The 12,759-nt window shown below is 68.1% G+C and carries 15 protein-coding genes; 6 read left to right on the top strand and 9 right to left on the bottom strand.

Translation table 11 applies throughout. The annotated features are described in order from the left end of the window. Position 1: 1 nt before the first annotated feature. The 4 genes from cmk to ACSC1W_RS07560 form a co-directional block, all read right to left on the bottom strand. On the bottom strand, positions 2 to 577 hold the full coding sequence (gene cmk / locus ACSC1W_RS07575; RefSeq protein WP_435346326.1) for a (d)CMP kinase: 576 nt from the start codon (positions 575 to 577) through the stop codon (positions 2 to 4). 38 nt (positions 578 to 615) lie between these two features. Continuing rightward, on the bottom strand, positions 616 to 1,518 hold the full coding sequence (locus tag ACSC1W_RS07570) for a DUF106 domain-containing protein (protein WP_435346325.1): 903 nt from the start codon (positions 1,516 to 1,518) through the stop codon (positions 616 to 618). Between the two features lie 36 nt (positions 1,519 to 1,554). Beyond that, complete coding sequence (locus ACSC1W_RS07565; protein ID WP_435346324.1) at positions 1,555 to 2,205, bottom strand: adenylate kinase; 651 nt, start codon at positions 2,203 to 2,205, stop codon at positions 1,555 to 1,557. Between the two features lie 96 nt (positions 2,206 to 2,301). Next, positions 2,302 to 3,882, bottom strand: coding sequence for a S8 family peptidase (locus tag ACSC1W_RS07560; protein ID WP_435346323.1), 1,581 nt, complete (start codon positions 3,880 to 3,882; stop codon positions 2,302 to 2,304). 316 nt (positions 3,883 to 4,198) lie between these two features. Here ACSC1W_RS07560 and ACSC1W_RS07555 point away from each other — a divergent pair, with 316 nt between their 5' ends. From ACSC1W_RS07555 to hmgB, 4 genes are all read left to right on the top strand, one after another. Beyond that, positions 4,199 to 4,660 (top strand): NYN domain-containing protein, encoded by a 462-nt coding sequence (locus ACSC1W_RS07555; protein WP_435346322.1) that lies wholly within the window; start codon positions 4,199 to 4,201, stop codon positions 4,658 to 4,660. Positions 4,661 to 4,795: 135 nt separating this feature from the next. After that, positions 4,796 to 5,635 (top strand): TatD family hydrolase, encoded by an 840-nt coding sequence (locus tag ACSC1W_RS07550; protein WP_435347671.1) that lies wholly within the window; start codon positions 4,796 to 4,798, stop codon positions 5,633 to 5,635. Between the two features lie 100 nt (positions 5,636 to 5,735). Beyond that, the gene (locus ACSC1W_RS07545; RefSeq protein WP_435346321.1) at positions 5,736 to 6,323 is read left to right on the top strand and encodes a DUF2150 family protein; all 588 of its coding nucleotides are present in this window, start codon (positions 5,736 to 5,738) and stop codon (positions 6,321 to 6,323) included. 195 nt (positions 6,324 to 6,518) lie between these two features. Next, positions 6,519 to 7,856, top strand: a complete 1,338-nt coding sequence (hmgB, locus tag ACSC1W_RS07540; protein WP_435346320.1) for a hydroxymethylglutaryl-CoA synthase — start codon at positions 6,519 to 6,521, stop codon at positions 7,854 to 7,856. 248 nt (positions 7,857 to 8,104) lie between these two features. On the opposite strand, the gene ACSC1W_RS07535 is transcribed toward hmgB, so the two are convergent. Beyond that, entirely contained in the window at positions 8,105 to 8,812 is a 708-nt protein-coding gene (locus ACSC1W_RS07535; RefSeq protein ID WP_435346319.1) for a helix-turn-helix domain-containing protein, read from the bottom strand. 100 nt (positions 8,813 to 8,912) lie between these two features. On the opposite strand from ACSC1W_RS07535, the gene ACSC1W_RS07530 reads away from it, so the two are divergent. Continuing rightward, a complete protein-coding gene (locus ACSC1W_RS07530) occupies positions 8,913 to 9,575 on the top strand; it encodes a metal-dependent hydrolase (protein WP_435346318.1) in 663 nt (220 codons plus the stop codon). Positions 9,576 to 9,584: 9 nt separating this feature from the next. Continuing rightward, positions 9,585 to 10,094 (top strand): GNAT family N-acetyltransferase, encoded by a 510-nt coding sequence (locus tag ACSC1W_RS07525; RefSeq protein ID WP_435346317.1) that lies wholly within the window; start codon positions 9,585 to 9,587, stop codon positions 10,092 to 10,094. Positions 10,095 to 10,111: 17 nt separating this feature from the next. Here ACSC1W_RS07525 and ACSC1W_RS07520 read toward each other — a convergent pair whose 3' ends face one another. The 4 genes from ACSC1W_RS07520 to ACSC1W_RS07505 are packed head-to-tail and all read right to left on the bottom strand — an operon-like array spanning position 10,112 to position 12,664. Next, complete coding sequence (locus ACSC1W_RS07520; protein WP_435346316.1) at positions 10,112 to 10,741, bottom strand: DUF7978 family protein; 630 nt, start codon at positions 10,739 to 10,741, stop codon at positions 10,112 to 10,114. Positions 10,742 to 10,787: 46 nt separating this feature from the next. Continuing rightward, complete coding sequence (locus tag ACSC1W_RS07515; RefSeq protein WP_435346315.1) at positions 10,788 to 11,393, bottom strand: GNAT family N-acetyltransferase; 606 nt, start codon at positions 11,391 to 11,393, stop codon at positions 10,788 to 10,790. Further along, positions 11,386 to 12,054: a GNAT family N-acetyltransferase gene (locus ACSC1W_RS07510; RefSeq protein WP_435346314.1), complete on the bottom strand. Its 669-nt coding sequence runs from the start codon at positions 12,052 to 12,054 to the stop codon at positions 11,386 to 11,388. The genes ACSC1W_RS07515 and ACSC1W_RS07510 overlap by 8 nt, the downstream gene beginning before the upstream one ends. Further along, positions 12,047 to 12,664, bottom strand: a complete 618-nt coding sequence (locus ACSC1W_RS07505; protein ID WP_435346313.1) for a GNAT family N-acetyltransferase — start codon at positions 12,662 to 12,664, stop codon at positions 12,047 to 12,049. Before ACSC1W_RS07505 ends, ACSC1W_RS07510 begins: the two co-directional genes overlap by 8 nt. Positions 12,665 to 12,759 lie beyond the last annotated feature (95 nt).

The raw sequence follows: 12,759 nt of genomic DNA, 5'->3' as shown, positions 1-12,759 counted from the left end.
GTCAGAACTCGTAGTCGATGTCGACGGGGTACTTCCCCTCGTCGGTGTCGCCGTCGTAGGACTCGACGGCTTCGACGAGGACGTGCAGGACGTGGTCTGCGTCCCACCGGGCGGTGTTGACGCTCAGGTCGTAGATGGAGAGGTCGTGGATGTCGATGTCGTAGTACTCCAGGTACCGTGCGGCCTCGCTGGACTCGCGGGCGGCTGTCTCCTCGCGGGCGAGTCTGGGGTCCTTGTCCTCGCGGTCGGCGATGCGGTCGCCCCGGACCGAGAGCGGTGCGTCGAGCCAGAACCGGAAGTCGGCGTGTTCGCCGGCGAGCCAGCCAGCCAGCCGGGATTCGAGGACGAGGCCGTCGCGGTCGACGGCGACCTGGCGGAGGCGACGGTCCAGGTCGCGGTCGATCTGGTCGTCCTCCTCGGCGAGTTTGTTGAACTCGAGGGGCGTGTAGCCGCGCTCGTCGGCGAGTTCGCGAAAGATGTCGCCGCCGGAGACGTGGTCGAGGTCGAACGCGTCGGCCAGACCCGCGGCAGTGGTGCTCTTTCCACTGCCCGGCGGGCCGGAGACGGTGAGCAACATACCCATTCTGGGCGGCTACGGGTAAAAGGGATTGTGACTTACGTCGGCGTCGCGTCGAGGTCCAGCGTCTTCCGGATGAGCTGGGTGAACCCCATCGAGCAGAGGAAGTACCAGACGATCCACGCCGGCATCGGGCCGACGGCACCCTGCATCCAGTCGCGCTCGCCGAAGATGGGCAGCACCATGCTCTGCTCGGCGGCCACGAGGTGGCCGTCGGTGAGGATGACCCAGTACATCCAGAGGAACGCCGGGATGGTGAGGAGCATGATCCACGCCATGGGGCGGAAGTTCTCCTTCATCATCTCGCCCTGGTCGCTCAGCGCGTCCATCTTCTCCTCCTGGATCTTCTCGAGGGCGGCGTCGTCGCCGCGCTCCTTGGCGGCTTTCTCGCGTTCGGTGATGCTCTGCATCTTCTCCTGTATCTTGCTGACCTTGCTCCGGTCGACCATGTTCGCCTGCAGGAGCGTCGAGTAGAGGCCGGTCAGGATGGCGATGGTGAGGATGACCGCGTAGAACGGCAACACGTCGTTGAGCGGTTCGAAGAGGACGTTCATCACGCCCCCGACGACGTTCCTGACGGGGTCGTAGTAGTACCCCGCCATCATGCTGAGTGCGACCGCTGCTGCCACCTTGTCAGCGGTCCGCCAGCTGGAGCCGCTCTCGACCTCGACGTCGGAGTCGCCCACGCCGAGGTCGTCGTCCAGCGCTGCACGGACGGCGTCCGGGTCGGAGACCACGAAGCCGTCCTCCTGTTCTCTGAGGATGTCGCTCTGGATGAGTCGGCCCCACCGGCCGCTGTCCATCCCGTCCTCGTTCTTGACGTCCTTCCACTCGACCTCCCGTTCCCCGTCGTCGGTCACGGCCATGACGACGCCGAGGGCGTCCGCCGTCCCCGGGTTGTCGGAGAGGAAATCGCTCACTTGCTCCGCTGTCCACGCCATATGGGCACCAGTAAGCAATCGGAGGATAAGAGTCTTTTACTCTTCGCTCGACTCGATGGCTGCTTTCACGTCGGACCAGACGGCGTCGGGGGCCTGTTCCCCGTCGACGGCGACGAATCCGTCGTGGTCGCGGTAGTAGTCAACGACCGGGAGCGTGTTCTCTTCGAACACTTCGAGCCGGTTCTCTGCGGCCTCGCGCGTGTCGTCGTCGCGCTGGACGAGTTCGCCGCCGCACTCGTCGCAGACGCCCTCCTCCTCTGGCTGGTTGTACTTGACGTGGTAGTTCGTGCCGCACTCCGAACAGACGCGACGGCCGGTGAGCCGGTCGAGGAGCTCCTCGCGGGCCACCTCGAGGTAGAGGACGACGTCGAGGTCGGTCATGTCCGCGAGTTCCTCGGCCTGTTCGAGGTTCCGCGGGTAGCCGTCGAGGACGTAGCCGTCGGCACTCGACAGCGCCTCCTCGACGATGGCGTTGACGACCGCGTCGGGGACGAGTTCGCCGGCGTCCATGTACTCGCCGGGCGTGTCGTACTCGAAGTCCATGTCGGAGATGTCCATCTCCTTGTTCGACCGGAGCGCGTCGCCGGTCGTGACGTGCTCGACGCCGAACTCGTCGACGATGTTCGCCGACTGCGTTCCTTTCCCTGCGCCGGGCGCTCCGAGGATGAGGATGTGCGGACCACTCATATCTGGGCCGTCGGCGCCGGGACGTAAAGAGTTAAAGAAAACGGCGAGCCTGCGGGGGCCGCGGTCGGCCGGGCGACCGTCGGCCGGGGTGCGACGCTACTCGTACTCGGTGATGGTCAGGTCGTAGGTGCCGGACCCGGAGTACGAGTCGACGGTGATGTAGAGGTCCGTCGAGGTGTCGGGGTCGTCGATGACGACGGTCTCCTGGCTGTCGACCGTGTAGGAGGCGTAGTCGTAGTTGCTGTACGACGGACAGGACGCCTCGCCGTCGTTGACGTACAGGTCGAAGTCGGCGTCGGCGGGGCCGCTGAGCACGACCTCAACCTGGCTCGGGTCGCTGTACTCCCAGGCCCACGTCCAGCAGTCGGAGTCCCAGTACCCCGACAGCGAGTCGGTGACGCTCCCCGTGGTGGACCCGCCGCCACCGCCGCCACCGCCACCGCCGCCGTCACCGGGCTCGGTCGCGACGGCCGCACCTGCGTCGACCTGGCCGCTCCCCTGCTGGTCGCTCGGGAGGCCGATGTCGGTGGCGGTGTTCTTCAGGTGGCTCCGCAGTTCGGAGTTCGTCAGGTCCCACTGGGACTTGGTGAGTCCGGCGACGCCGGAGACGACGGGCGTCGCCATCGACGTGCCCGAGAGCTCCTCGTAGGAGCCACGGGCCTCCGTCGTCGTCGACAGCACGTCCACGCCGGGGGCACAGAGTTCGACGCTGTCCCCGTACTGGGAGAAGCTGGCGAGGTTCTCGTTGTCGTCGACGGCCGAGACGGCGACGCACTCGCTGTAGGCCGCCGGGTAGGAGACCGAACCGGACCCGTTGTTCCCGGCCGCAGCGACGACGAGCGCGCCGTTGTCCGTCGCGTAGCTGACGGCGTTCTTCATCGTCTGCGTGTAGCCGCCACCGCCGAGACTGAGGTTGATGACGTCTGCGCCCTGGTCGGCCGCCCACTCGATGGCGTCGGCGATGTCGGACGTGCTCCCGCTGCCGGACTCGTCGAGCGCCCGGCCGTTGATGAGCGTCGAGTTGCCCTGCCCGGCGACGCCGGTGCCGTTGTCGACCATCGCGGCCGCACAGCCGGAGACGTGGGTGGCGTGGTACTCGTCGCTCGGGACGTCCGGGTAGGGGTCGGAGTCGTTGTCGACGAAGTCCCGCCCCGGGTCCGAGGCGTAGTTGGCCTGCAGGTCCGGGTGGTCGTACTGCGCGCCCGTGTCGACGACGGCGATGGTCACGCTCGAAGAGCCGAGCGTCGTGTCCCACGCCGACGGTGCCTCGACCTGCTGTGGCGCGTACTGCTGGTCGAACTGCGGGTCGTTCGGCGTCAGCGACGTGGTGTACGTCGCGTTCCGCTCTGCGTACTTGACGCCGTCGCGACTCGTGACCGACTCGACGAAGCTCTCTCGCGCCTGGGTCGAGGCCACGTCGGGGAACTCGACCGCGACGTAGCGCAGCGTCCGGTTCTCGTGGACGATGCGCGCGTTCGTGGGGACGGCCTGCTCGACCGTCGCTCGCACGTCCGCGACGCCCGCGGAGACGCCGACGAGGATCTCGTTCTCCTTCGGTCCGGGGGTCCGACCGGGGGTGGCGCTCGCGACGCCGCCGAAGGCTGCCGCCGCACCGAGCGCTCCGGTCGTCTTCAGGTACTGTCGTCGCCCGTACTGCCGGGTGTCATCATCTGTCATGACCAGTATGGGGATGTGGCAACTGGTAGTAAAACGTTACGATATTGGTTATCTCTATGTGCGATTTCCGATGGAGATTGCTACTGGAATATAAGCGTAACGACGGCTACGCGAGGACAGAACATTATTTTTATACTAGTGCGTGATAATTGAATTCTGATTGCTGTGAATCTTCTTCGGCCGGGTGGCTGGACGGCTGGCGCGCGACCAGCCACGCCCGGCGACCAGGAGCGCGTGGTCACCCGACCCGGCCCCGCGTGGGCGAGGACGACCCCGAATCGCCACCGCTTTGGCGGCGACCGCGATACAGGGGGGTATGAACGAGCGATTCCGTCGCCTCCTCCCGGGGACGGAGCCACATCCCCGTCCGCGGGTCGGCCTGTTCGTCGACGGGCCGAACGTGCTGCGAGACGACTTCGACGTCGACCTCGACGACGTCCGGACCGCCGCGAGCGACGCCGGCGACCTCGTGGTGACGCGCCTGTACCTCGACGAACACGCCACGCCCGGACTCATCCAGGCCGCCGAGGCCCGCGGGTTCGAGGTCGTCGTCACCAGCGGCGACGTCGACGTGAAACTCGCCATCGACGCCACCGAGACGACCGTCCTCGACTCCATCGACACCCTCGCCATCGCGTCCCGGGACACCGACTTCAAGCCGGTCCTGGAGACGGCGGGCCGTCACGGCGTCCGGACCCTCGCCATCGCCCCCGCCGAACACGGTCGGTCCGACGCCCTCAGGAACGCCGCGAACGACGCTATCGTCCTCGAAGAGTGACTGCTCGGCGGCGAAGCAGGGCGTCGCGGGACGCCCGGCCGGAACGCCGGGGGAGGCGGCGGGACCGTCGCGCTGCTCCGGGAACGTGGCCATAGCCAGGTTCTTCATCCGCGCTCACGCATGCACGCACGAGCGATGGACGAACTCGACACGCCGGTCCTGGACAACCACATGCACCTGGACCCCGACAACGGGCGAGGCATGGCCGCCGTCGACGACTTCGCGCGCCTGGGCGGGACGCACCTGCTCGTCGTCAACAAGCCGTCGTGGCACCTTGGACCGGTGCCGACCGAGCAGTCGGACTTCCGGCACGCTTTCGAGACGACCGTCGGCGCGGTCGCCGACGCGACCGACCGACTCGACGGGCGGGCGTGGCCCGTCCTCGGCGTCCACCCCGGACTCGTCTCGCGCCTCGTCGATGACGGGTACACGGCCGCCGAGGCCCGGGACCTGATGCAGTCGGGACTGGAACTCGCCGCCGAGTACGTCGCCGACGGGCGGGCCCTCGCGCTGAAGTCCGGACGCCCCCACTACGAGGTCGAAGACGCGGTGTGGGACGCCTCGAACGAGGTGATGCGACACGCCTTCGGCCTCGGGGCCGACCTCGACTGCGCCGTCCAGTTGCACACCGAGGCCAGCGACGACCTCACCGAGGTCGCAGAGTGGGCGGAGGACACCGGACTCGACCGCACGCGCGTCGTGAAACACTACGCCGGCGGCGAACTCGCCGGACCGATTCCCAGCGTCATGAGCGAGACGGACCGCCTCGAGGTCGCCGCCGCCTCGGGCGCGCCGTTCCTGATGGAGACCGACTTCGTGGACGACCCCGACCGACCCGGGGCCGTCCTCGGGCCGAAGACGGTCCCCCGGCGGGTCCGGTGGCTGCTGGAGAACGGCCACGCGGAGGCGGTGCGACGCGCGCACGTCGAGACGCCCGAACTCGTCTACGACGTCGACACCGAGGCGACGCTCTAGCCCGAAACGGCGCTCTCGCCGCCGTACGTGTCGTCACGGCACGGGGAGGCCCGGTTCTGCGTAGAGAAAGGCATTTCACTACGCCGGGGTAGGATGGAGTATGAGCACTCCCCCGACCGAATACTACTCGGACGAACGCTGGCAGAACTGGATCGACCGCGTCAGAGAGGAGGAGATCGACGCCGAGGACGACGACTCGATGCGCGTGTTCGACCTGATGCAGGACGACGCCGCCATCGCCGTCGCGAAGATCGTCTCCGCACACGACGACGACGAACTCGACGAGGAGGAGGCCTCCGAGAAGATAAACGAGATCGGGGACATCGTCTTCACCGAACCGGAGTTCGACGACGAGGACAAGGTGTTCCTCGTGGGGAGCGTCCAGGAGAGCCTGAGCATCGTCCTCCACTCCGCGATGGAGTACATCCACGCCGGTCCCGCGACCGAGGCGTCGGTCGACGAGTACGTCTCGGCCGCCGCCGAGGCGGAGGCCGAGGAGGACATCGAGAGCGCCCGTGGCTTCCTCGTGAAGGCCGGGACGCTCCTCATCGACGGCGAGCAACTGTCTCCAGAGGTCGGGGAGGAACTGGAGTACGGTCCGGTCGCCGAGTGGCTCAACGGACTGGCGAGTCTGCAGTCCGCGATGGAGGACCCCGAGGTCGTCGAAGAGGAAGAGGACGACGAGTAGCCGCGACGGGCGACCGGGGACCCGGCACGACGCGACACGACCGGGCGAGCACGGACGTCGGCCACGAGGGATTCTCGCGGCAGGCCGACGACACGCAGATTCGGAACGTGACGACGACGAACCCAGCGAGTATCGACGTCCGTCGAAGTCTCAGTCGACAATATCATATAGCCCCTGCACACAGTCATTCGTAGCATGACAACCGTCGGTATCGACGCCATCGAAATCTGGACCGGGAAACTGAAACTCGACCTCGCGGAGACGTTCGCCCCCGAGAAGGGCAAGGACCCCGAGTACTTCACGAAGGGACTCGGTCTGAACGCCTCGTCGTTCCCCGACGCACACGAAGACATCGTCACGATGGGCGCCAACGCAGCGAAGAAGCTCATGGACCGGAAGGGACTCGAACCCGACGACATCGGTCGCATCGACGTCGCGACCGAGTCTTCCTTCGACAACTCGAAGCCGATATCGACGTACATCGCGGGCTGTCTCGAACAGGTGTACGAGGGCGACTTCCACCACGCGAACAAGGGCGAGCGCAAGTTCGCCTGCATCGCGGGCACCCAGTCCATCGACGACGCGTACAACTGGATCCGTGCCGGCCGGAACCGGGGACGCGCCGCGCTGGTCGTCGCGACGGACACGGCACTCTACGCCCGGGGCGACGCCGGCGAGGCGACCCAGGGCGCGGGTGCGGTCGCGATGCTCATCGACGAGGACCCGGACATCGTCGAACTGTCGAACGAGCAGGGCTACGGCAGCGCAGACGAGACGGACTTCCTGAAGCCGAACCAGCAGTTCCCGAGCGTCGACGGCAAGCGCTCGATGCAGGTCTACCTCGCCCGGATGCGCGAGGCGGTGGAGGACTACGAGAGCGTCGCGGGCAAGATCCACCCCGACGACTTCGCGTACATCCCGTTCCACACGCCGTTCCCGGGGATGGTCCGGAAGGCCGGCCTGCTCGTCTACCGACACATGATCCGCGACACCGAGGTCGAGGACGAACTCGCCGAGGAGATCGGCCGCCAGCCCCGCGAGGAGGCGTTCGAGGACCGCGAGGCCTACGAGGAGGCCATCCGCGAGTACATGGACGCGCTGAAGGGCACCGCGACGTACCAGGAGTGGTACGACCGGGTCATCGAACCCACGCTCGGCCTGTCCCGCGACGTCGGCAACTGGTACACCGGGTCGGTCCACATCGCCCGCGTCTCCGCCCTCAGACACGCGCTCGCGAACGACGCGGACGTCACGGGGAGCGTCCTCGGCGTCGGCTCCTACGGCAGCGGCGCGCAGGCCGAGGTCCACGCCGAGACGGTCGCCGCGGGCTGGGCCGACGAGATATCGGCACTCGACATCGACGACCAGATGGCCGCCCGGTACGACCTCTCGTGGCCGGAGTACGAGGAGGTCCACGACCGGCACAACCACGAGAAGGACTCCGACCTCGAGGAGTTCACGACGCCCGAGGAGGAGTTCGTCTTCGACGGCTGGGGTCGCATGGGCGAGCGGAAGTACACGTACGTCGAGTGAATCGACTGGGCCGCAGTCGCGGCCGGTAGCGTCAGCGGGGCGGCGGACGGATCGGTGCGGCGGAGACGACGTTTCTTCCGGCGGTGGTCGCGTGGGCGTCGGTCAGGACCGGCAGATTCGGGTCGGAGGCGACAGGTCTCGTGGGCAGGCGCGGGACCGTCGCCACCGTTCACTCGGGACGGAGACGATAAAAACCGGAGCGGAGAGTTTCTGGGTCGGAAAGTCCGGTTCCGGCCGGCGGGACCGACCTACGGCAACGACGCCAGCGCGTCGAGCATCTCGTCGGTCGAGACGGTCGTGACGGCGAGCGAGAAGCCGTCGGCGCGGGCGAGTTTCGGCGCGTGCCTCCAGAGGTCGTCCTCGTCGATGCCGTGGAGGACGACGGCGTTCGGCGTCGGCGTGACGACGCGCATGGCGACCAGCGGCGACTCGCCACGCGTGATCTCGGTGAACACGAGCGCCCGCGACGTCGACTGGCCGTACAGGCGGTAGAACTCCTCTGAGGAGAGGCGCGTGATGGCGGCGATGGAGTCGATGACGGTGTGGCCCGAGACGCTCGTCGCTCCCCCGGACTGGACCTCAGTCGCGTCGATGGCGTCGTAGAGGCGCGAGAGGGGGATGGTCGTCGGGTACTCCCTGAGGTCGCGGACGATGTCGCTCTCGAACCCGGCCGAGAGGACGCGGGCGTACTGCCGGACGTGGTCGCCGCCGCGCGACTCGTCGATGTCGAGCAGGGCGTGGACGACGCGGCTGACCACGCCGATGCCGGGGTTCTCGCGGCGACCGCTCTCGTAGTCGGAGATGACCGAGGAGGAGACGTCGAGTTCTGTCGCGAGGTCGGTCTGGGAGACGTCGAAGTCGGTCCGCCACTTCCGGAGCGTCGCCCCCGGGTCCTCCGAGAGCGTCACCTCGCCGGCGATCTTCGTCGCCAGCTGACGGCGTGGGTTGTCGCTCATCAGCGATACGTCGCCGAGCCGAGGCAAAAGGGTATCGAAACCCGATATCGACAGCCGACGAACCCGGAAGGATTTTGCCCCGACGGACGATGCCTCGGGTATGCCCTCGACAGTCGTTCACGTGGCACTGGCAGGCATCGTCGCCTGCGCGCTGCTCGGCCCGGCGTTCTCCGGCCGCGCCCTGCTCGTCGTTCTCGCGTTCACCGTCCTCGTCGACCTCGACGTGTTCCTCGGGTTCGTCTGGCTCGGCGCGCACCGGGCGGCCTTCCACTCCCTGCTGTTCCCGGCGCTCCTCGGGGCGGTCGTGTACTACGACCGTGCCGGGTCCGGGCCGTCGCGACTGCGCGAACGGTTCGGCGGACACGCCCACCGGGTCGGGTACGTCGTCGTCGCTGCGCTCGTCTTCGGTGCCATCGGTCCGGACCTCACGACCAACGGCGTGAACGTGTTCTGGCCGCTCCACGACCAGTTCTACGCGTTCTCCGGGGAGATCCACATCTCCGACCAGCAGGGGCTCGTCCAGACGTTCGTCGACTTCAGCAACGGCGAACCGGCCGAATCCGTCTCCCGTGGGTCGACCCAGGAGACGCAGTACCGGACCGGCGTGGACACGAACCCCGACCGCTCGGGTGAACCCGAGGTGCAAGAGCGTGTCTTCCCCGTCGTCGACACCGGCGTCCAGTTGCTGCTCGTGGTGACCAGCGTCTTCCTGATGGCGAGTCGCCTGTGGGAAGAGCGGACCACTCAAGCCCAACGGGAGTGAACGCCGGGCATGGTCAGACCGTACGACGCGACGACGGACGCGGACGCGCTCTGGGCGTGCAAACGCGCGTTCGAGCTGGGGCTCGGCACGGGGACCGGCGGCGACGAGAAGCAGACGCTGTACGAGGGCAAACTCACCGACGAGTACCGCGCCTCGTGGCTCGCCTGGGTCGACCGCTGCGTCGCCGACGACGAGCGATGCGTCCTCGTCGAACCGGCCGACCAGGCGGACGGCGAGGCGGACGACGACGCGCTCGCGGGCTACGTCTTCGTCCTCCCCGAACGACTCGCGTTCGTCTGGGACGCGGCGGTGCTGAACGAACTGTACGTCGCACCGGAGTACCGCGGGACGGGCGTCGCAGACGGCCTGCTAGACGCCGCCGTCGACTTCGCCCGGTCGATGTCGCTCCCGCTCGACCGACTGGTGCTCGACGTGGACCGGACGAACGAGCGTGCGCGGGCGTTCTACGACCGCCACGGCTTCGAGCACTGGGGCGAGATGGTCGCCCGCGACCTCTGAGTGCGCGCCGACGCCGTTCACGCGCCGACGCGGTGGACGACGTGTGAGAGGACGCCACCGGCGGCCCCGCACAGCACGGGGTAGACGATGCCGGCGAACACCACCGCCATCGGGAGGGGGATGGACAGCGAGGCACCGTCGCTGGCGTAGCCGAACAGGACCGTCCCGAGCACCGCCAGCACCAGGTAGCCGACGGCGACGAGGGCACCGCCGACGGCCGCGTTCGCCAGGTCGTCGGTGAGGCCGGTCACGCGCGCGGCCGCGAACCCTGCGAGGAGCAGGACCAGCGGCGGGACGACGTAGAGCGCCTGGAGGAGGCCGCCCCCGGCGAGGTCGATGAGGTTCATCGACCCGGTGACGATGGGACCCTGGTAGTCTACGTCGACGAGGTGGGCGTTGTACAGCGCCATCCCGGCGGCCTTCCAGGTCGGGACGTTGTCGCGGACCGCCGCGACGATGGCCTGGTCGAAGGCGTCGCCGAACGTCTCGGCTTCTGGCAGTTCGGCCTGCGTCCACACGACGAACGCGACGACGTAACTGGCGAGGAACGCGAGCACGCCGACACCTGCACTCTTGGCCGCGGCGATACCGTCGAGTCTCGACCGCCCGCTGGCGTACGCGGATTGCATGGAGGTTTCGGGTGACATAGTGATGTTCGTACCTCCCCCACATTGACCAACCGGCCCTATCTGTCTAACGGTCGCCGTCGCTGCCCTCGTACTGCGCCCGGTCGACGGTGTAGCGGTGCACGCCGACCGGGCCGTCGCCGTCGTGCTGGAGGTGGCGGAAGTAGCCGTCGTACTGGCCGCCCAGCCGGTCGACGTACTTCTCGATGGCCCGGCGAGACTGGTCGTTCTCGTCCAGCACCGTCACGGCGACGAGGTCGAGGTCCAGCCGGTCGAACGCCAGTTCGGCCAGGGCGACGGCGCGCTCGCCGGAGTACCCCCGGCCCCAGAACGGCTTGCGGAGCCAGATGCCGTACTCGACGGTCCGGCGGTCCCACCTCGTGTGCAGGCCGGTCGTGCCCGCGAACTCGCCGGCTCCGTCCTCGCCCTCGCGGACGTAGATGGCGTACTTCGCGTCTTCCCCGCGCTCGGCCGTCCGACCCGAACGGTCGACGAAGTCCCGGGTCTCCTCCGGGTGGGCGTGGGGCTCCCAGAACATGTACCGGGTCGCCTGCTCGATGCCGTCCTCGTGGGCGAAGTGGTCGTACACGTCGTGGACCGCCGGCGTCCCGGGGCCGATGCGCTCGAACCGGAGTCGGTCCGTCTCGAACGTCCCGGGGAACGGGTCAGCCATGGAACTCGACTGCCACCTCCACGTCCGCGTCCTCGTACTCCTCGCGGGCGATGCTGTAGCGGTGCTGGGTGACAGGTTCGCCCTCCTCGAACGCCCAGTTGCGCAGCGCGCCCTCTTTCCACCCGCCGAAGCGCTCGACGTACGTCTCGATGGCCCGGCGCGAGTTCTCGTTGCCCGCGACGTGCTCCACGGCGACGACCTCCAGGTCGAGACGGTCGAACGCGAGGGCGACGAACGCGGCGGCGCGCTCGCCCGAGTAGCCACGCCCCCAGAACGGCTTCCGGAGCCACGTCCCGAGGGTGCCGGTCCGGCGGTCCCAGTCGACGCCCATGCCCGCGCCGCCGGCGAGCACGAGGTCGCTGTCGGCGTACGGCCCGCCGGGCGACGGGCCGTCGACGCCCTCTGGTGCGTCGCCGGGGTCGACGTACACCTGGTACGCGGCGTCGTCCCCGGACTCCAGGCCCTCGCTCGTCGCCCGGAGGAACTCCAGAGTCTCCTTCGGGTGCGCGTGTGGCTCCCAGGTGAGGTGCTCGGTCACCTCGTCGATGTCGGGGTCGGCCGAGCAGACCCGATAGAAGTCGAGCGGAGAGAGCACCTCGGGGGTCGACGGGAGCATGGTCAGGCGGTCGGTCTCGATGCGTCGGGGGAACAGTTCACTCATCGACGGTCAACTCGGTCGCGACGTCGGACGCCTCGTACTCCGCCCGGCTGATGCTCCAGCGATGGAAGTCGTGCGGTTCGCCGTCGAGGACGAGCCAGTTCCGCAGGACGCCCTCGTACTGGCCACCCCAGCGCTCGACGTACTGCTCGATGGCCCGCCGCGAGTTCTCGTTCCCGTCGACGCAGCCTGCCGCGACCAGTTCGAGGTCCAGCCGGTCGAACGCGAGTTCGACCAGCGCGTCCGCGCGCTCGCCGGAGTACCCCCGGCCCCAGAACGGTTCGAGCAGCCAGATTCCCAGGCGTGCCGTCCGACGGCCCCACAGCGGGATGAGGGAGGCGACGCCGGCGAACTCGCCCGCACCGTCCTCGCCCTCGCGGGGGTAGATGGCCCAGTCGGCGCGCTCGCCGTCTGCCCACTGCGCCTCGGCCTCGGCGAGGTAGTCGAACGTCTCCTTCGGCGTTTGATGCTGGGACTTCGAGACGTGCTGGACGATGCGGTCGAAGCCCGGCCGACTCATCACCTCGTAGAGGTAGAACACGTCGACGGCGTCCCGGTGGAGGCGCTCGTAGCGCAGCCGTGCCGTCCGGAACGAGTCGGGGAAGAGGTCCATACGACAGACTCGAAGACTGAGATAAAAGAGATTGGCCAGGAGTGGTACGGATTAGCACTCCCAGGTTCCGGGCGGGAACGCCGACGGCCACGTCG

It is taken from the genome of Haloarchaeobius marinus, assembly GCF_051207415.1.
Taxonomy (GTDB): domain Archaea; phylum Halobacteriota; class Halobacteria; order Halobacteriales; family Natrialbaceae; genus Haloarchaeobius.
Note: the sequence above shows the minus strand (reverse complement) of the source record. Positions and strands in the feature narration are given on the sequence as shown.

Excerpts from the sequence above, each read along its gene's own strand:
- cmk (WP_435346326.1), bottom strand. The coding sequence starts at position 577 with ATGTTGCTCACCGTCTCCGGCCCGCCGGGCAGTGGAAAGAGCACCACT.
- ACSC1W_RS07570 (WP_435346325.1), bottom strand. The coding sequence starts at position 1,518 with ATGGCGTGGACAGCGGAGCAAGTGAGCGATTTCCTCTCCGACAACCCG.
- ACSC1W_RS07565 (WP_435346324.1), bottom strand. The coding sequence starts at position 2,205 with ATGAGTGGTCCGCACATCCTCATCCTCGGAGCGCCCGGCGCAGGGAAA.
- ACSC1W_RS07560 (WP_435346323.1), bottom strand. The coding sequence starts at position 3,882 with ATGACAGATGATGACACCCGGCAGTACGGGCGACGACAGTACCTGAAG.
- ACSC1W_RS07555 (WP_435346322.1), top strand. The coding sequence starts at position 4,199 with ATGAACGAGCGATTCCGTCGCCTCCTCCCGGGGACGGAGCCACATCCC.
- ACSC1W_RS07550 (WP_435347671.1), top strand. The coding sequence starts at position 4,796 with ATGGACGAACTCGACACGCCGGTCCTGGACAACCACATGCACCTGGAC.
- ACSC1W_RS07545 (WP_435346321.1), top strand. The coding sequence starts at position 5,736 with ATGAGCACTCCCCCGACCGAATACTACTCGGACGAACGCTGGCAGAAC.
- hmgB (WP_435346320.1), top strand. The coding sequence starts at position 6,519 with ATGACAACCGTCGGTATCGACGCCATCGAAATCTGGACCGGGAAACTG.
- ACSC1W_RS07535 (WP_435346319.1), bottom strand. The coding sequence starts at position 8,812 with ATGAGCGACAACCCACGCCGTCAGCTGGCGACGAAGATCGCCGGCGAG.
- ACSC1W_RS07530 (WP_435346318.1), top strand. The coding sequence starts at position 8,913 with ATGCCCTCGACAGTCGTTCACGTGGCACTGGCAGGCATCGTCGCCTGC.
- ACSC1W_RS07525 (WP_435346317.1), top strand. The coding sequence starts at position 9,585 with ATGGTCAGACCGTACGACGCGACGACGGACGCGGACGCGCTCTGGGCG.
- ACSC1W_RS07520 (WP_435346316.1), bottom strand. The coding sequence starts at position 10,741 with ATGTCACCCGAAACCTCCATGCAATCCGCGTACGCCAGCGGGCGGTCG.
- ACSC1W_RS07515 (WP_435346315.1), bottom strand. The coding sequence starts at position 11,393 with ATGGCTGACCCGTTCCCCGGGACGTTCGAGACGGACCGACTCCGGTTC.
- ACSC1W_RS07510 (WP_435346314.1), bottom strand. The coding sequence starts at position 12,054 with ATGAGTGAACTGTTCCCCCGACGCATCGAGACCGACCGCCTGACCATG.
- ACSC1W_RS07505 (WP_435346313.1), bottom strand. The coding sequence starts at position 12,664 with ATGGACCTCTTCCCCGACTCGTTCCGGACGGCACGGCTGCGCTACGAG.